This is a genomic window from Veillonella criceti (genome assembly GCF_900460315.1).
GTDB classification, from domain to species: domain Bacteria; phylum Bacillota; class Negativicutes; order Veillonellales; family Veillonellaceae; genus Veillonella_A; species Veillonella_A criceti.
In genome coordinates this window covers 662,739-678,638 of sequence record NZ_UHIO01000001.1, presented here as the reverse complement: position 1 = coordinate 678,638, position 15,900 = coordinate 662,739, and the positions used below count along the sequence as shown (strand labels likewise).

General features: G+C 32.6%; 11 protein-coding genes. 6 read left to right on the top strand and 5 right to left on the bottom strand.

The window, feature by feature from the left end; genetic code table 11:
- Positions 1 to 45: 45 nt before the first annotated feature.
- From DYE54_RS03050 to DYE54_RS10435, 3 genes are read right to left on the bottom strand one after another with little or no spacing between them, the layout of a single operon-like run.
- Positions 46 to 342, bottom strand: coding sequence for a DUF5960 family protein (locus DYE54_RS03050; RefSeq protein ID WP_115309857.1), 297 nt, complete (start codon positions 340 to 342; stop codon positions 46 to 48).
- A complete protein-coding gene (locus DYE54_RS03045; protein ID WP_115309856.1) occupies positions 332 to 715 on the bottom strand; it encodes a CBS domain-containing protein in 384 nt (127 codons plus the stop codon). Before DYE54_RS03045 ends, DYE54_RS03050 begins: the two co-directional genes overlap by 11 nt.
- The gene (locus tag DYE54_RS10435) at positions 712 to 2,244 is read right to left on the bottom strand and encodes a Y-family DNA polymerase (RefSeq protein WP_115309855.1); all 1,533 of its coding nucleotides are present in this window, start codon (positions 2,242 to 2,244) and stop codon (positions 712 to 714) included. The genes DYE54_RS03045 and DYE54_RS10435 overlap by 4 nt, the downstream gene beginning before the upstream one ends.
- A gap of 348 nt (positions 2,245 to 2,592) precedes the next feature.
- Between DYE54_RS10435 and DYE54_RS03035 the strand changes: the two genes are divergently transcribed.
- Together DYE54_RS03035 and DYE54_RS03030 are read left to right on the top strand one after the other, a co-directional pair.
- Entirely contained in the window at positions 2,593 to 4,182 is a 1,590-nt protein-coding gene (locus DYE54_RS03035; RefSeq protein ID WP_115309854.1) for a type I restriction-modification system subunit M, read from the top strand.
- Complete coding sequence (locus DYE54_RS03030) at positions 4,179 to 5,351, top strand: restriction endonuclease subunit S (RefSeq protein WP_115309853.1); 1,173 nt, start codon at positions 4,179 to 4,181, stop codon at positions 5,349 to 5,351. The genes DYE54_RS03035 and DYE54_RS03030 overlap by 4 nt, the downstream gene beginning before the upstream one ends.
- Before the next feature lie 448 nt (positions 5,352 to 5,799).
- Here the strand turns inward: DYE54_RS03030 and DYE54_RS03025 are convergent, their stop codons facing one another.
- On the bottom strand, positions 5,800 to 6,729 hold the full coding sequence (locus DYE54_RS03025; RefSeq protein WP_115309852.1) for a site-specific integrase: 930 nt from the start codon (positions 6,727 to 6,729) through the stop codon (positions 5,800 to 5,802).
- Positions 6,730 to 6,793: 64 nt separating this feature from the next.
- Complete coding sequence (locus DYE54_RS03020) at positions 6,794 to 7,654, bottom strand: restriction endonuclease subunit S (RefSeq protein ID WP_115309851.1); 861 nt, start codon at positions 7,652 to 7,654, stop codon at positions 6,794 to 6,796.
- 427 nt (positions 7,655 to 8,081) lie between these two features.
- Between DYE54_RS03020 and DYE54_RS03015 the strand changes: the two genes are divergently transcribed.
- From DYE54_RS03015 to DYE54_RS03000, 4 genes are all read left to right on the top strand, one after another.
- On the top strand, positions 8,082 to 11,186 hold the full coding sequence (locus DYE54_RS03015) for a type I restriction endonuclease subunit R, EcoR124 family (RefSeq protein WP_115309850.1): 3,105 nt from the start codon (positions 8,082 to 8,084) through the stop codon (positions 11,184 to 11,186).
- 8 nt (positions 11,187 to 11,194) lie between these two features.
- The gene (locus DYE54_RS03010; RefSeq protein WP_245935681.1) at positions 11,195 to 12,064 is read left to right on the top strand and encodes a GIY-YIG nuclease family protein; all 870 of its coding nucleotides are present in this window, start codon (positions 11,195 to 11,197) and stop codon (positions 12,062 to 12,064) included.
- A gap of 236 nt (positions 12,065 to 12,300) precedes the next feature.
- Complete coding sequence (locus DYE54_RS03005; RefSeq protein ID WP_172460544.1) at positions 12,301 to 14,535, top strand: TonB-dependent receptor; 2,235 nt, start codon at positions 12,301 to 12,303, stop codon at positions 14,533 to 14,535.
- Between the two features lie 15 nt (positions 14,536 to 14,550).
- Positions 14,551 to 15,807: a PepSY-associated TM helix domain-containing protein gene (locus DYE54_RS03000; protein ID WP_115309848.1), complete on the top strand. Its 1,257-nt coding sequence runs from the start codon at positions 14,551 to 14,553 to the stop codon at positions 15,805 to 15,807.
- Positions 15,808 to 15,900 lie beyond the last annotated feature (93 nt).

Genomic DNA, 15,900 nt, shown 5'->3' with positions numbered 1-15,900 from the left:
TAGATGTATTAATTAGATTGGGGATAGAGTGTACTTGGATAGGTATTAATCTCGTTTATGTAAGGCATGTCCGTCATATACATATTGGCGAATTAAGCGTTTGTGTTCAACGGTATGAATTTTGAAATAAAAATAATGGTCTTGATTGTCTTTGGCGTTTTCTTTATTTAATTTAAAATAATTCTGTTGTGAATGGGCCATGCTTTGTAAAATATCATCGGTTAAAAAGGTGAGTGGTGTATCTAACGCTGAATACTCGTAAAAATCATTTTCGAATTGTAAGTAATTGGGCGTAAAATAAGCAAATTGTAGTTGATTACGTTGAAACTCTCTAGTTTCCATTTTCGTCCATCTCCTCAGTGGTAATACGAATAATTTGATCTGGTGAAACAGTTACAAATTCTGAAGTTTTAGCTGTTTTTATAATGACTTCCTGTAAGTTTACATCTTGTACATAGCCTTGCAATTGCTGCACGTTTAGCCCTTGTTTTAATTGTTTTTCTATGTAAAATGTAGCTTTACATTGTTGCGCATAAAGACGTCCTAGCCAGATTAAACGTTCTTCTTGCTCCATAGTTTGGCCAAAATTTACTGAAACGTGTGACTGCAAAAGTGCTGTCTGATGATCGGATAAGAAGAAGCCCATCCATTTGGCCATTTTTCGGTCTTTATAGGTGCGGGCCGATTGAAATGGTAAGTAGGAACGATTAATCATAAGAGACCATCCAATCCTCCAGCACCGCCGGCTGCATGGCCACCAATTAGTTTACTGCGAGCAATAGCGCGGGATCCCTCTAGTAAGGCTGAAGCCTTTTGGAGAGCTAGAAAACCATGATGGCGACGGATATCATCAATGGTGTGTTCTAAATTATGGGCTTTTTGAATTGTTTCAGGATTATCAAAGAGTGAAATAGATTGGAGTGTTTCTGGTAGTAATTGACTGTAACGGACTCCAATTTGCCGAACCGGTTCACCTTTATAATGTTTACGAAATAGAGTGAGAATATGTTGTGTAAGGTCTTTTGTTAGTTGCGTCGGTTCAATTTTCATTTGAGCTTGTATAGTGCTACGAGTAGTAAGAGGAGTAGTATTAGTTATGTCAGTGAGATTAGCATTAGTAGTGTTAGTATTAGCGAGATTAGTATTAGTGTTAGTGGTAGCTAGATTAGTATTAGCGCTCCAAGATTCTTTGGCAAAGCCTATATAGATAGCGACACATTGTGTTTGTTGGTGACTACGGCGTAAGCGGATAGCAACTTGTTCGGCCATTTCAGAAAGAAGTAACTCTATGTCTTCTTGTTTGGTGTAGTTGCGCGGTAAAATTTGTGAGTTGCCAATGCCTTTGGATTGTATTTTGTAGGGTTCGCGTACATTACTTTCATCAACTCCATTGGCATGAAACCAGAGTTGTACACCGATGACACCGAATTCTTTTTTCAAACTATCTGGATTTGCATGGGCTAATTCTTTGATTGTATGAATACCTAGTTTTTCTAAACGGCGTGCTGTGCGCTGACCAATGCCCCAAAAGTCCGTTAGTTTAGGTAGTTGCCATACTTTACTTGGTACGTCTTCATAGGACCAATTGGCACGCATCATAGGGGTAGTTTTAGCTTCATTATCTAGGGCTAGTTTAGCCAGTAGGGGATTCGCATTGGACATGCCAACCGTACTAAATATGCCCGTGCGACGCCAGATATCATGTTGGATTTTAGCAGAGAGAATATCGAGTTTTTCACGGCGTGAAAGTTCTGGCTGAGGCACAAAATAATTAAGTGAACGGGTTAAATCAATAAACCCTTCATCAATTGAATAGGGGCAAATATCTTCAGTTGCTGCATATTCACGAAAAATTTGTTGAATTTCAATATTTTTTACAATATATAAGCCCATGCGAGGTGGCACAATCAGGGTTCGCTTAGCCCAGCTTTCAATGTAATTTATATAAGTATTATTGATAGGAAAGCCCTCTTGGAGGACTCTTTTTAAATTGAAACGTCGAGTTTCAATATCAAAGGGTAAATCATAGGAACGACTGACATTTTGCTTACCGAATACATGTTTGAAAGTAGGTGATGAGGCAAGGATGAGCCCTTTGGAATTGTCTGCTCGGCTCATAACGCATAGCGAAGTGGTGAGAGGATTAAGCCCTCGTTCGATGCACTCTACACTGGCATAAAAAGACTTCATGTCAATAAATGCAATATCAGCACGTGGCTCTAAATCGTAATTAATGTAACCCATATATGTCACCTCCTGTACCTTTACTAAAATAATACATCGAATAAATGTTTGAGTCAATTGCGTAATTCCATTAAAATAGAAGCATTTCTATATTGATATATTAGGCGGAAATATTATAATTGGTTGAAATAAATATACTTGAAATGCATATTATAAAAAGACAGATAATATCTAGAAAAAAGTGATATTATCTGTCTTTTTATTTAGAATTGTAATAAGAGTATGACCAAAATGTACTGTTCTATTGTATAAAATTTGTCTACAATAATATATTAAGAGCTTACACTGATTATCAGTGTAAGTGTATATAACAGCAATGATATATGTAGTATTAGTAGGGAGGCAATCATGGCAGAATCTAATTCAAAAACTTTGTATCAAGCACTATGGAATTGTGCAGATATATTAAGGTCTAAGATGGACGCGAATGAGTATAAGTCATATTTATTAGGTCTTGTATTCTATAAATATTTAAGTGATAAATTATTATTAACTTTTGCTGAACTATTAGATGAGCCAACAGAGGATTTAATAGAAGCACAACGTATTTTTGAACGTGAATATACAACGAATATTGATGACGAAGAATTTATTAAAGATGTGTATGAAAATATATCGTACATTATTAAACCTGAATTAACATTTACCTATTTGGTAGAATTAATGAATACTGGAGAGTTTCATTTAGAATATTTAGCACAAGGTTTATCTGATATTCAATTATCTTCTCCTGTATTTGCTAATTTATTTGAAGATATAGATTTGTTTTCTAAAAAATTAGGAAATACGCCTCAAAAGCAAAACCAGACTATCTCTGGAGTTATGAAAGAATTAGCGAATCTAGATTTGGCACATAGTGGGGATGTGTTGGGTGATGCATATGAATATTTAATTGGACAATTTGCTTCTGATTCTGGAAAAAAGGCTGGGGAATTCTATACTCCTCAAGCAGTATCTACTCTTATGACCCGGATAGTGTTGAATGATCGTGAAGATATGCCTGGATTTTCAGTATATGACCCAACTATGGGTTCTGGGTCATTGCTTTTAAATGCAAAAAAATATTCAAATATGCCAGGTATGATTCAATATTTTGGGCAAGAGTTAAATACGTCTACATATAATTTGGCACGTATGAATATGATTCTTCATGGTGTTCCTATTGAAAACCAACATCTACATAATGCAGATACTTTAGATCAAGATTGGCCAACAGAGGAACCTACAAACTTTGATGCAGTCTTAATGAATCCACCATATTCAGCCAAATGGGGAGCTGAAAAAGGATTTTTAGATGACCCGCGTTTCTTTACATATGGTGTATTAGCACCAAAATCTAAGGCTGATTTTGCATTTTTGTTACATGGTTATTATCATTTAAAAGATACAGGAGTAATGGCGATAGTGCTACCACATGGTGTATTATTCCGAGGCAATGCAGAAGGCAAAATAAGAAAAGTTTTGTTAGAGAATGGTGCAATTGATACAGTAATTGGTTTACCTGCCAATATTTTCTTTAATACTTCAATTCCTACTACAGTTATTATTTTGAAGAAAAATAGAACCAATCGGGACGTTTTATTTATTGATGCTTCTAATGAGTTTACTAAAGGTAAAAATCAAAATTTATTAGAAGAAGGGCATATTCAGAAAATTTTAGATACATATAAAAATAGAGAAGATGTAGATAAATATGCTCATGTAGCATCTTTTGAAGAAATTAAAGAGAATGATTTTAATCTTAATATTCCACGATATGTAGATACTTTTGAAGAAGAAGAACCTATTGATATTATTGAATTGAGTAAAGAGATAATCTCTATCAATAAAGAAATTGAAGAAACTGAAAAAGAATTTTTAGCTATGCTTGATGAATTACAGGTAACGGATGAGACACGAGATATTATTGAAGCAACAAAGGCGGTGTTCAAACGATGAAAAAAGAGCAAAGAAGAGCACCAGTATTACGTTTTAAAGGGTTTACAGACGATTGGGAACAGCGTAAGTTAGGGGAGATTGTTAATTTTTCTAAAGGAATAGGGTATTCGAAAGCAGATTTGAAAAAAGAAGGAGTGCCAATTATTTTATATGGTAGACTTTATACCAACTATGAGATGGTAATAACTGACGTAGATACATATACATTTAGTAAAATAGGTTCTGTTTATAGTAATGGTGGAGAAGTTATAGTTCCGGCTTCTGGTGAGACTGCTGAAGATATTTCCATAGCCTCAGTCGTTGAAAAGTCGGGTATTTTGCTGGGCGGTGACTTAAATATAATTACACCATTATCTGAAATTGATTCTGTATTTTTAGCTATTAGTATATCCAATGGAAAGGCGCATAAGGATATGGCAAAAATGGCGCAAGGTAAATCTATAGTCCATCTCCACAATTCTGATTTAGAAAAAATAGATTTAAACTATCCTTATCGAAAAGAACAGACAAAAATAAGTGTTTTCTTTAGAAAATTCGACCACCTTATCACCCTTCACCAGCGTAAGCTTGAATCTTTAGAAAAAATAAAAAGTAGATATTTACAATGTTTATTTCCTGAAAAGAAACAAACAAATCCGATAATAAGATTTAGTGGTTTTAATACAAATTGGGAACAGCGTAAGTTAGGGGACGTATGTATTATTAATAATGGAAAAGACTATAAACATTTAAATAAAGGTACAATTCCTGTTTATGGAACTGGCGGAGTATTGACAAAGGTTAATTCTGCTTTGTCATATGATAAGGATGCTGTTGGAATTGGCAGAAAAGGCACTATTAATAAGCCTTTTATTTTAAACGCTCCTTTTTGGACTGTTGATACTTTATTTTATGTAATTCCCAATAAATATATTTCACTCTATTTTTTATTTATATTATTTCAACAAATTAAGTGGAATAAATTAGATGAATCTACAGGCGTTCCTAGCTTATCTAAAGAAAATATAAAAGTTGTTAACATTAAACTCCCTTCTAAAAGTGAAATGATAAAGATTTCAAAGTTTATTTTTTTATTAGATAAAAAAATTGAACTTCACCAAAGTAAGTTAGAAGCTTTAAAAAAGATAAAAAGTATATATTTACGATATTTATTCCCTGAAAAAGGATAAATAAACCCAATAATAAGATTTAGGGGCTTTAATATATGGAAACAGCCTAAATTAAGGAAATTTGGTAAAATTTACTCAGGGGAATCAAAAAAATAAAAGATGATTTTAAACATATTTCTGTTCAATAAATTACTTATTTAAATAATTTTTGTTTTGGTTTTAACCCAACAGTCATTTTAGATAATCACTATACGGCTTACTCTTTGAGATCTAAAATATACTAAAGAAATTGGCTTTATTACCACAAGGGGTTTCTAGATATAATATATTCCAAAATAAATTAAATGTATTTTTAACTTTCTTCAATGGAACAAGTAAGTTTTACCAATATAGAATGAAATTCTTAAAAATTTTGAAGAAAGTCTATATTAATTTATTATTTATAAAAAAGTAGGGACTGTAACGAAATGTGATTTTTATTTGCCATTTATGTTACAGTCCCTATTTTTTAAATAAGCGATGCTAAATGTCTCATAATTTTATCATTATCTTGGTTTTCTAATTCTTGAATGATATGTAAGTAGGTCTCCTGTGTTGTAGACATACTTGAATGACCTAATCTGGCAGCGACACTAGCGATTGAAACACCCGCAAACAACAGTAAAGATGCATGAGTATGTCGTAATCCGTGTATAGTAATAATTGGTATTTTAGCTTTTAAACACAGCTTTTGTAAGCGATTATTGATTGTTGAGTTAAATACTCGCTTTGTAACAAATATAGGTTTATCATGTGGTAATCCTTGCGTAAGTTGGGAAAATTGCATTGCTATTTGCCAATCTAATTGTATTTTGCGTATTGAAGAATGATTTTTTGTAGGTTGAAACCCTCCATCACCTTTTTTATAACTCCAAGTTTGTGAAATTGTTAATTTTTGGGTAAAAAAATCAAAGCTTTCTGGAGTAATAGCTAAAGCTTCTGAAAAACGAATTCCTGTTTTGGCGATTAATAAAATAAACCAATCCCAATTTAAATTAGGGGTTAAATTTAATTGCTTTATAAGTGCTTGTAGTTCAAATTGATTTAAATATTTTATTTTCTTTTCTCTAGGTGATTTACCTTTTATTACTACTTTTCTAGTAGGATCAGAGAGTAAATACCCATCTTCAATTGCATCTCTAATAGCGCCTTTTAGCAAATGATGAAAGTCTAAAGTGGTCTGTTTTTCGTGTGTCTCAGCATAATCATTTAACAGTTTTTGATATAAAACTCTGTCAATTTCATGGACTCGAAGATTAGGAGCTAACTCTATAATTCGTTGATGAGTATTCCAATATTTATCAAGTGTAACCTCTCGTACAGCTCCCACTTTATAAAGCTGAATCCATTCTCTGTAGTACGTACTAAATAATAAATTTGATTTTCGTCTTCTTGTCATAAGAAAAACCTCCTTAATAATAAAAAAGGGGAAAATTACCTATTTTATTTTAAGGAGGCTATAATCAAATAAAAAGTAATTGCAAATATTTATTTTTTATATTTATATAATTATTTAGTAGCACATTTTGTTTAGCAATATATTTTTCAATATTATTAATTAATTTAGCAATCTTTTTTTGCGTTGCAAGTGGAGGTAAATATATTTCAAATGATAATAAAGTTTTTTCATGAATGCGTTTAGAGCCAGTACCTATAGCCTGAGCCTCTGTTCTTTTATAATAACATGGTCGAGAAATATAATAATATAAAAACTTAGAATCTACTTTATTGTTATTAATATTCAGTGCAGGGACATCAATAGATGTTGCATATCCATCATATTTATCGTCTATTATTGCCATTGATCCATTAAAAAAGTTTTGTTTGCCATAAATTAACTGGCCTTTTCTTCTAACATAATAAGTTGTAGCACCTATGTCTAATGTTTCACGGGCGCTACCGACCCGAATTCCAGTTAAGTTTAATCCAACCGTTATTAATTTATTTAAAGCTGGATTCTCTAGTCTTTCTTTTATCGGTATCTCTAAAACATCAAATAACTTAAGCTGTTGCCAGTTTTCAACATTATTAGTTATATTAATCATAGGCCTTAATTTTCCATTTGCGGGGAATAAATTCTGTATTAATCCTAACTTTAATAATTTTAAGTTTTCTAACTTACGCTGGTGAAGTTCAATTGTTTTTTCTAAGTAATTAATTAGACTAGCTATATTTTTTTGTTCATTTTTATTTTGTGGAAAGCTAAGAGTTGTATTAAAAAAATCACGAGGAGATAGATTTAATAATCCATGGTTTCTAGCACCTTCAGTAGCTATTTTAGAAATATTAAAATGCCAATGATTTGATTTATAATATGCAGCCATATAATTAGAATTTATAATTGACTCTACTGGTTTAAATAATATATATAGGGTTGATAAAACACCTGATTTATAGCGTTCTAAACGAGTAATGGTTCCCCAAGGAGCTGCTACTGAATAACTTTTATTATAAGCAAATTCTCCATGTTTGATTAAATAATAGTTTTTTAAATCTTTTCCAGCAACAGTTTTATTAAAATATTTTAATTGAGATATTAATCCTAGTTGGCCTGAAATAGTTAAGACTAATATTGACTCTAGATTGTTGTTTTTCCGAGTAATTTTTAGAGTGACTTCTCCTAACTTACGCTGTTCCCAAGGGTGAATAGCGTTATTTTTTCAAGCAATATGGAATATATCATGATATACTAGAATTAATTATTACATGAGGAAATTTTAAGTTGCATATAAAATAGTTAGGAGTGGCTACATGGGCATGCAATATACATCTGAAAGTAAAATGGAGAGAGAGTTAATCAATCAACTAGTATCTGGAGTATCACAGTGGACAGAGCGTCCAGATTTAAGAACAGAAGATGATTTATGGGATAATTTTAGAAAAAAGTTAGAACAGAATAATGTTGATGTACTTGATGGAGTTCCTTTAACTAATCTTGAATTTCAACAAATAAAAAATCAATTAAATTTTCCTACTTTTTATGATGCAGCAAAATGGTTAGCTGGAGAAAACGGTATTGCCAAAGTACAAGTACAGCGTGAGAATGCTACCTTAGGTACAATTAGATTACGTGTCATTAATCGCCAAGATATTGCTGGTGGTATTTCGAGTTATGAAGTCATTAATCAGTTTCAATCTGTAAAACGCTCTGGGATGGATCAAAATCGTCGTTTTGATGTAACGCTATTGATTAATGGATTACCAATGATCCATATTGAATTAAAAAATAGAACACATCCGTATATGGATGGTTTTAGACAAATAAAGAAATATTTACAAGAAGGTAAGTTTACAGGTATTTATTCTTGTTTACAATTATTTGTCATTTCAAATGGTACAGATACTCGATATATTGCAACTGCTCCAGATACAAAATTAAATGAACAGTTTTTAACTAAATGGGTTGATGAAAGCAATGAACCTGTAGATGACTATATTAATTTTGCAGATAAGGTTCTATCAATTCCTATGGCCCATAAAATGGTTACCCAATATACAGTGATAGATAATGATAAGAAGGCGTTGATTGCATTACGTCCTTATCAGATTCATGCAATTGAAGCTGTTAAAGAGGCTTCTAAAACAAGAATATCGGGCTATGTATGGCATACAACTGGCTCCGGAAAAACATTAACTTCATATAAGGTGGCACGTAATTTATTAATGATTCCATCGATTGATAAAACTATTTTTATTGTTGATAGAGTTGATTTAGATCAACAAACGACTGCATCTTTTCAGTCATATGCAGAAAATGATGTCATTGATATTGATGAGACGGATAATGTTAATGAATTGATTGAGCGGTTACTTTCTGCAAATCGTAATGTTATTGTGACGACGATTCAAAAGTTACATCATGTAATGCGACGATTTGAAACTAAAAAAGATACACCTAGGTATAAGAAGCTTACGCATTTAAATTTAGCATTTGTTGTTGATGAATGTCATCGAGCAATTTCAGCACAGAAAAAACATGAGATTGAGAAATTTTTTATTAATTCATTGTGGTATGGTTTTACAGGTACTCCTATTTTTGCAGAAAATGCTCATGCTGAAGTAGGGGAATTGCCAAGAACTACAGAGCAACAATATGGTAAACGTTTACATCAATATACAGTAAAAGAAGCTATTCATGATAGAGCTGTATTAGGTTTTCAAGTGGAATATAAACGGACAATTCCAGAATATCAATTAGATGAAATGATTGCTCGTATTAAAATGGGGAATAGCCATGAGGAATTAAGTCCGGAAGTTCTACGTACTATTATGGATATGGAAATTAAGGATAAAGAAAAACTAATTCCAGCAGAGGTGTTTTTATCAGAATCACATATGTTACAAGTAGTAGATTCTATTGTTAACCGTTCACGTAATAAATTAGGTTTTATAAAAGGACCTGGACAGACATATGATGCGTTATTAACAACGAGTTCTATCGAACAGGCTCAGAAATATTATAAGTTATTTAAGGCTGTTAAAAACGGGACTTCAAAAATAAAAGTTGATGAAAATATTAAAAAGGTATTACCTGATTTTCCAAAGATAGCTATAACTTATTCTATTTCAGAAAATGATGAAACATCTATTGAGAATCAGCGCGTAATGAAAGAGTGTATTGCTGATTATAATGAAGAATTTGGAACTAGCTATTCAATGGAAACGATTCGGCAATATAATAGCAATATTAATGATCGGTTAGCACGAAAGAAGAGTCAATATTTAAGTCGAGCTGCACAGTTGGATATTGTAATTGTTGTTGATCGTTTATTGACAGGCTTTGATGCACCTTGTATGAGTACTTTATTTATTGATCGTGCCCCTATGCAACCGCAGAATTTAATTCAAGCATTTTCACGAACTAATCGACTATTTACAGTAGATAAAAAATTTGGACAGATTGTAACATTCCAAACGCCGGCTTTGTTTGAGGAGCACGTTAAAAATGCTTTAATTTTATATTCAAATGGCGGTGAGAATGATGTATTGGCACCTACTTGGCAAGAATCAAGAGATAATTTTATAAAAGCTATTGAGGCATTATTATTAATTGCTCCTAATGTTAGCGATATAGTTATCCAAGGGGCTTCAGATGAATCCTTACGGCGATATGCTAAGGCATTTCAAAATGTAGATAAAGCATTTAGTGCGATTCGAGTGTATAGTGATTTTGACGAATCTATGTTAGGAACAGAGTTTTCAATAACATTTGATAAGTGGGAAGAGTATCGAGGGAAATATGAAAATGTTATTGATGAATTAAAAAAACGTAGAGGGACAGGCGATGACTCAGGTGATAATATAGAGTTTGATGTTAGTTATGAGCTAGAGACGACTCATACAGAAGAAATAAATTATGAATATATTATTTCTTTAATTCAAAGCTATGTGCCTAGTACCTCTAGTGAAGGGCAAGAGGTTTTATTTACTTCTATCGGGAAAAAAGCAGAGGCTGAAGTTAATGGATTTATTGAAGAATTATTTAAATCAAATCCTAAGATTGCTACAATGCTAGATGAGATTTGGCAAGGTATTTTGTCTAATCCAAATGAATATAGAGATGTTAATATTTCAGAGCTGTTAGAAGATAAAAGTCAAGAAGCACGGGAGTATGCATATCAAACTTTCTCAAGAAAATGGGGCGTAAAAGAGCATATTGTATCATATATGGGTGATACCTATAATCCACGAAATGAAATACAACCTGGCGAATCTGAGTTAGTTAAGACTGCTGATTATACTAAATATAAGGAAACTACTGAAGAACCGGTTTCTAGATTAAAATATAAAAGGGCTATAACCACTGATTTGAAACAGATGATAGAAAAGGATATTTTACCATTGCGGAGAAAGTAGGGATACTATTGGCTATAGATGGAGCAGTTATTACCTTATTTTTATTAGATAAAGAGCCAACTGGTCGTATTAAGGGGAGTATGGAAGGTCGCCCAGGTGTAGTGTATAAAATCCCCAGAACCTTAGCGGATAATTGTAATGACTTAAAATATTTACAACAAAGTGGTGTTTATTTTCTAATGGGAACTGATAAAGATGATAACGCCAGTATTTATATAGGGCAGGGAGGAATACGAAAAAATGGGTTAGGCGTTTTATCTAGAGCAGTAGAAGCACATCAATCTATTGACTATTGGACGGAAGCTATTATTATCACAACATCAGATGACTCTTTTGGCCCTACAGAAATAAGCTTTTTGGAAAATAAATTTTGTAATATGGCAAAGAAAGGTAACCGTTATAAAGTTACAAATAATGTAGAGCCTACAATTGGCAATATTTCTGAAGAAAAAGAATGTGTGTTAGAAGAGTTTATTTCTTATATTAAAATGATTATAGGGACAATGGGCTATAAAATATTTGATCCTATTGGTAAAAGCACAAAAACGAAAGAAGACAAGTTGATTACTACTTTAAAAGGTTATAAGGCTTATGGTAAACGGACAAATGATGGCTTTATGGTATTTAAAGGTAGTGAAGTTGTTCAAGAAAAAACAGCTAGTTGTCCTAATTATGTAATACGTAATAGAGATAAGTATAAAAGTAAAATAAAAAATGGAAAATTAATTGAAGATATACTATTTTCTTCCCCTTCTGCTGCTGCGACCTTTGTACATTTTGCTAGTGCTAATGGGTTACTAGTTTGGAAACGAGTTAGTGATGGTATGACATTAGGTGAAATAGAAAAAGCGTTAGAAGAAAAAGTATTAAACAGTTGATATTTATCCCCTCCCCCGACCGTTTATGGTTGGGGGATTTTTTGTATTTTATTAATTTTTACTTTTTATTCAAAAATAGGCATTGAGTTATGATAATAATTCATTACTATGTGTATTTCGTTGACTGGGGTAATATAGGGCAGTATAATTCGACTTATAAAGGCTATTTATGAAGTTTTCATGTAGCGCATAGGTGTATGGGTATATTTAGCGGGGATTTACTTAGGAGGGGTAATATGTTAGGTAAGAATAAATCAAGACTTGTTGCATTACTATGTTGTAGTAGTATTGGCATTGTATTGAGTAGTTCAATTGTAGCTGCAGAAGGTGTAGTGACATCGGATTATGATTTGGGGACAGTAGTAGTAACTGCTACTAAAACTAATCAAGATATTGCGAATGTGCCAGCTAGTGTAAGTGTTATTACGTCGCAAGATATAGAGCATAAGAATATCTCGTCAGTGCAAGAAGCCTTACAATTTTTGCCTGGTATTTTTATTGATCAGAGTGCTCAAGGCAGCTTAACTATGCGTGGCATGGATTCGACGGATGTACTAGTTTTAGTCGATGGGGTACAGCAAAATAGTTCATACAATGGTGTAGTGAATTTTAATATGGTGCCCATTACGAATGTGGAACGTATTGAAGTTCTAAGAGGGGGCGCATCCTCTTTGTATGGGGGCCACGCAGTAGCAGGTGTTATTAATATTATTACAAAAGGAGTGCCCGAGGAAGGTACTTCTGTAGTAGCTGATATGTCATATGGTAGTAACAATACTTGGAAAAAAGCTGTTACAGTAAACTCTAGATTATCTGATAAGTGGTCTTTAGGAGTGAATTATGAAAAGCGTTCGTCTGATGGATATCGTGGTTTTTATCGGGCAGCTTCAGCTAATACGGTGAAAGCGAATACTAAAATTGATGCTAGTGCTGATTTGAAACAATTAAGTAATGGTACCTATTTATATGGTGGGCGTGGTGAAAAAGAATGGGAACATGAAAATTATGGCTTTAAGATTGGCTATAATTTTAATCAAGATAAACTGTTAACATATAGTTATTCAAGAACGAATAGTCAGTCTTTTTATAAGAATCCATTTACTTATGTACGTGATGCTAAGGGAAATCCCGTTTGGAAAGGTAATATATTAGTTGGCGAGAATAAATATATAAGTCTCTCTCCTAAAAATTTTTTAGGTTATGATAGTGAGAATAAACGGGACACGCATATTTTGTCGTATCAGGATACGGCGAATGATTTCTTAGCTAGAGCAAGTTATGCGCATGATAAAGTTGATGGATTTACATCGGCTACGGTTCCAAGTAAATATACAGGGATTGATTGGGCCGGGGTTGGTGATTATTCGCAACATCCAGGTAAAAAATGGGCCTATGAAATTGAAAAGACGTGGCATGATATTGGAAAACATACCATTAATGCAGGGGTTTCTTATCACGAAGAAGAAATGATTCAAAAACGTTATGATTTATCTTCTTGGCATAATAAGGGTTCAATTATTGAGCAATATGCACAGGACGAAGGGAAAGTGAAAAACTTAGCGGTTTTCGTTCAAGATGAATATAAATTTGATGATGAATGGTCTTTGTTTGTTGGTGCTCGTTATGATCGTTTCAAAAAAGGGGATGGAAAATTCTGGCGTAGCGGTAAAAATGGTTATGATACAACTTCAGAGGGTAAAACGTATAATCATATAAGTCCCAAGGTTGCCTTAGAGTATAAAGCCAATGAGAATATGAATTATTATGTATCATATGGAGAATCATTTAATCCACCAGCTTTGTATAATATTTATCGGTTTGGTGGGTCAGGTATGGGAAATGTAATTCCTAATCCAGATTTAGATCCTGAAATATCTAAGACCTGGGAAGTGGGGATGAAACGTCATTTAACTGATAAAGATACATTAGATATTTCTTTATATCAAGTAGAAACAAAAGATAAAGTAGCTTATACATATTTTTATGCGCCTAATAGTAGTATTGTTGAATATAAACAATATATTAACTATGGGGAAGAAAATCGTCGTGGCATTGAGTTAAATTATGAACATAGATTTAATGATAATTTAAGCTCGTATATTAATTATGCTTGGCAGATGGGCAAAGTGAGTGGGCCTGAAATCACAAATACGAATCAATCTGGTTATAATAATCAAGTTGATTATGGTGTGCCTAAACATATTTTCCATGCAGGGCTAGCGTATGATAGAGCGAAATGGATTGCCTTGCTAGATATGCAATATGTGAGTCCTCGTCAAAATGCCAATGCCCCAGGTGGTGAGTATGGGGCTTATGATGGTTATTTCTTAGTCAATACAAGTGTGGGCTATCGAGTAACACCTGATTTTACAGTTAAATTCAGCATTGATAATATATTTGATAGAGAATTTTACGATAATGAAGCAACGGCTGGTCGCACTTATACCTTAGGTGTTCGTTATGAATATTAGAAGGTTGATAAATATATGAGACGTTGGTATCGAGTACATAAGTATGCTGGTATAGTTAGTTTAGCAATTTTCTTTTTACTTTGCTTTTCAGGTTTAGTGATTATGGTTAGAAGTATTTCTTTTGTGCATTTTGATCAACTTGGAACGCCTTATACAGGGGCAGCAATGTGGCGCAATAGTGATGTTAAAGTACAAGAAGTATTAAAAGAAAATTCTAATTTGCAACTTGATTCAATGACTATTAGACCTGAAAAGTCGATGCTAACGATTCGTTTTAAAGAACCGGGGCGTGATGGATTAATTCGTTATCATTTTTATGGTAAAAATGATGAATGGATATCAGTAAATAATGAATTTATACCAGGCTATTATAATAATGACTATTTGAATGTACTAACGCGTTGGTTGGCTAAATTACATAGTAATTTAGGGTTAGGAAATTATGGTCGTATTATATTGTTGGTTTTTACTTTTATAAGTTTAATTACGTGTTTTGCAGGGTATTTTTTACATCGAAGATTAGTTAATAGAAAAAGTACAATAGGCTATTATTCACTTCATAGAATATTAGGGCTTATAGCAGCTCCTTATTGTATTATTTTATTTATTTCGGGAGGTTTATTAATTGGTTACTCTTATTTTTCAAAAATAGACTATTTAGAGCATAATTTAGCAGCTAAGGAATATTTTAGTTTTCAATCTGTTGATGGGGATATCTATTCCTATACTGAAATATTTGAAGCGGTTAAGGATATATATCCAGATAAAGAAGTAGTATCAATTAATATCCCTTCAGTCAGTGCGTTAACGCAAGCGAGTAGTAGTACCTATTATTTTCGATTAGTAGATAAAGAATCGGTTTCAGACTGTTATCAAGGCTATTTATCAACTGACAGTTTATGGGTATCAGCATATAAGAAGAATAATATGATGCGTTATGAAGCGGTGTCACCTTGGTATATTAAGTGGTTGGCCAAGGGTGTAGATTTACATTTAAAAAACCATGAACATCCAGTACTACAATTAATTTGGATATTTTATTTAGTAGTTAGCTGTTTAATGATGATAGTGCTTTTTATTAAATCATTACGAGGTATCTGGGTCAAAGTCAATATTAAGTATCCGTTGAGTCAAGGTATTTTTTTGTTAACTTGTGGTTGTTTAATATTGCCATTGTATGGATTAATTGGTACTTATGCAGGAATAGTTTGTGGAATTTTGAGCATTATGTTATTGGGCGTTAATTTACGAGGTATAAATTTAAAAAAATAAGTTAAAATATTTGATTTTATAACTTTAAAAATTAAATATAGGTATATGGTTGACAGTCATACTAGAGTTATATAAACTATAGTTAATACTTAA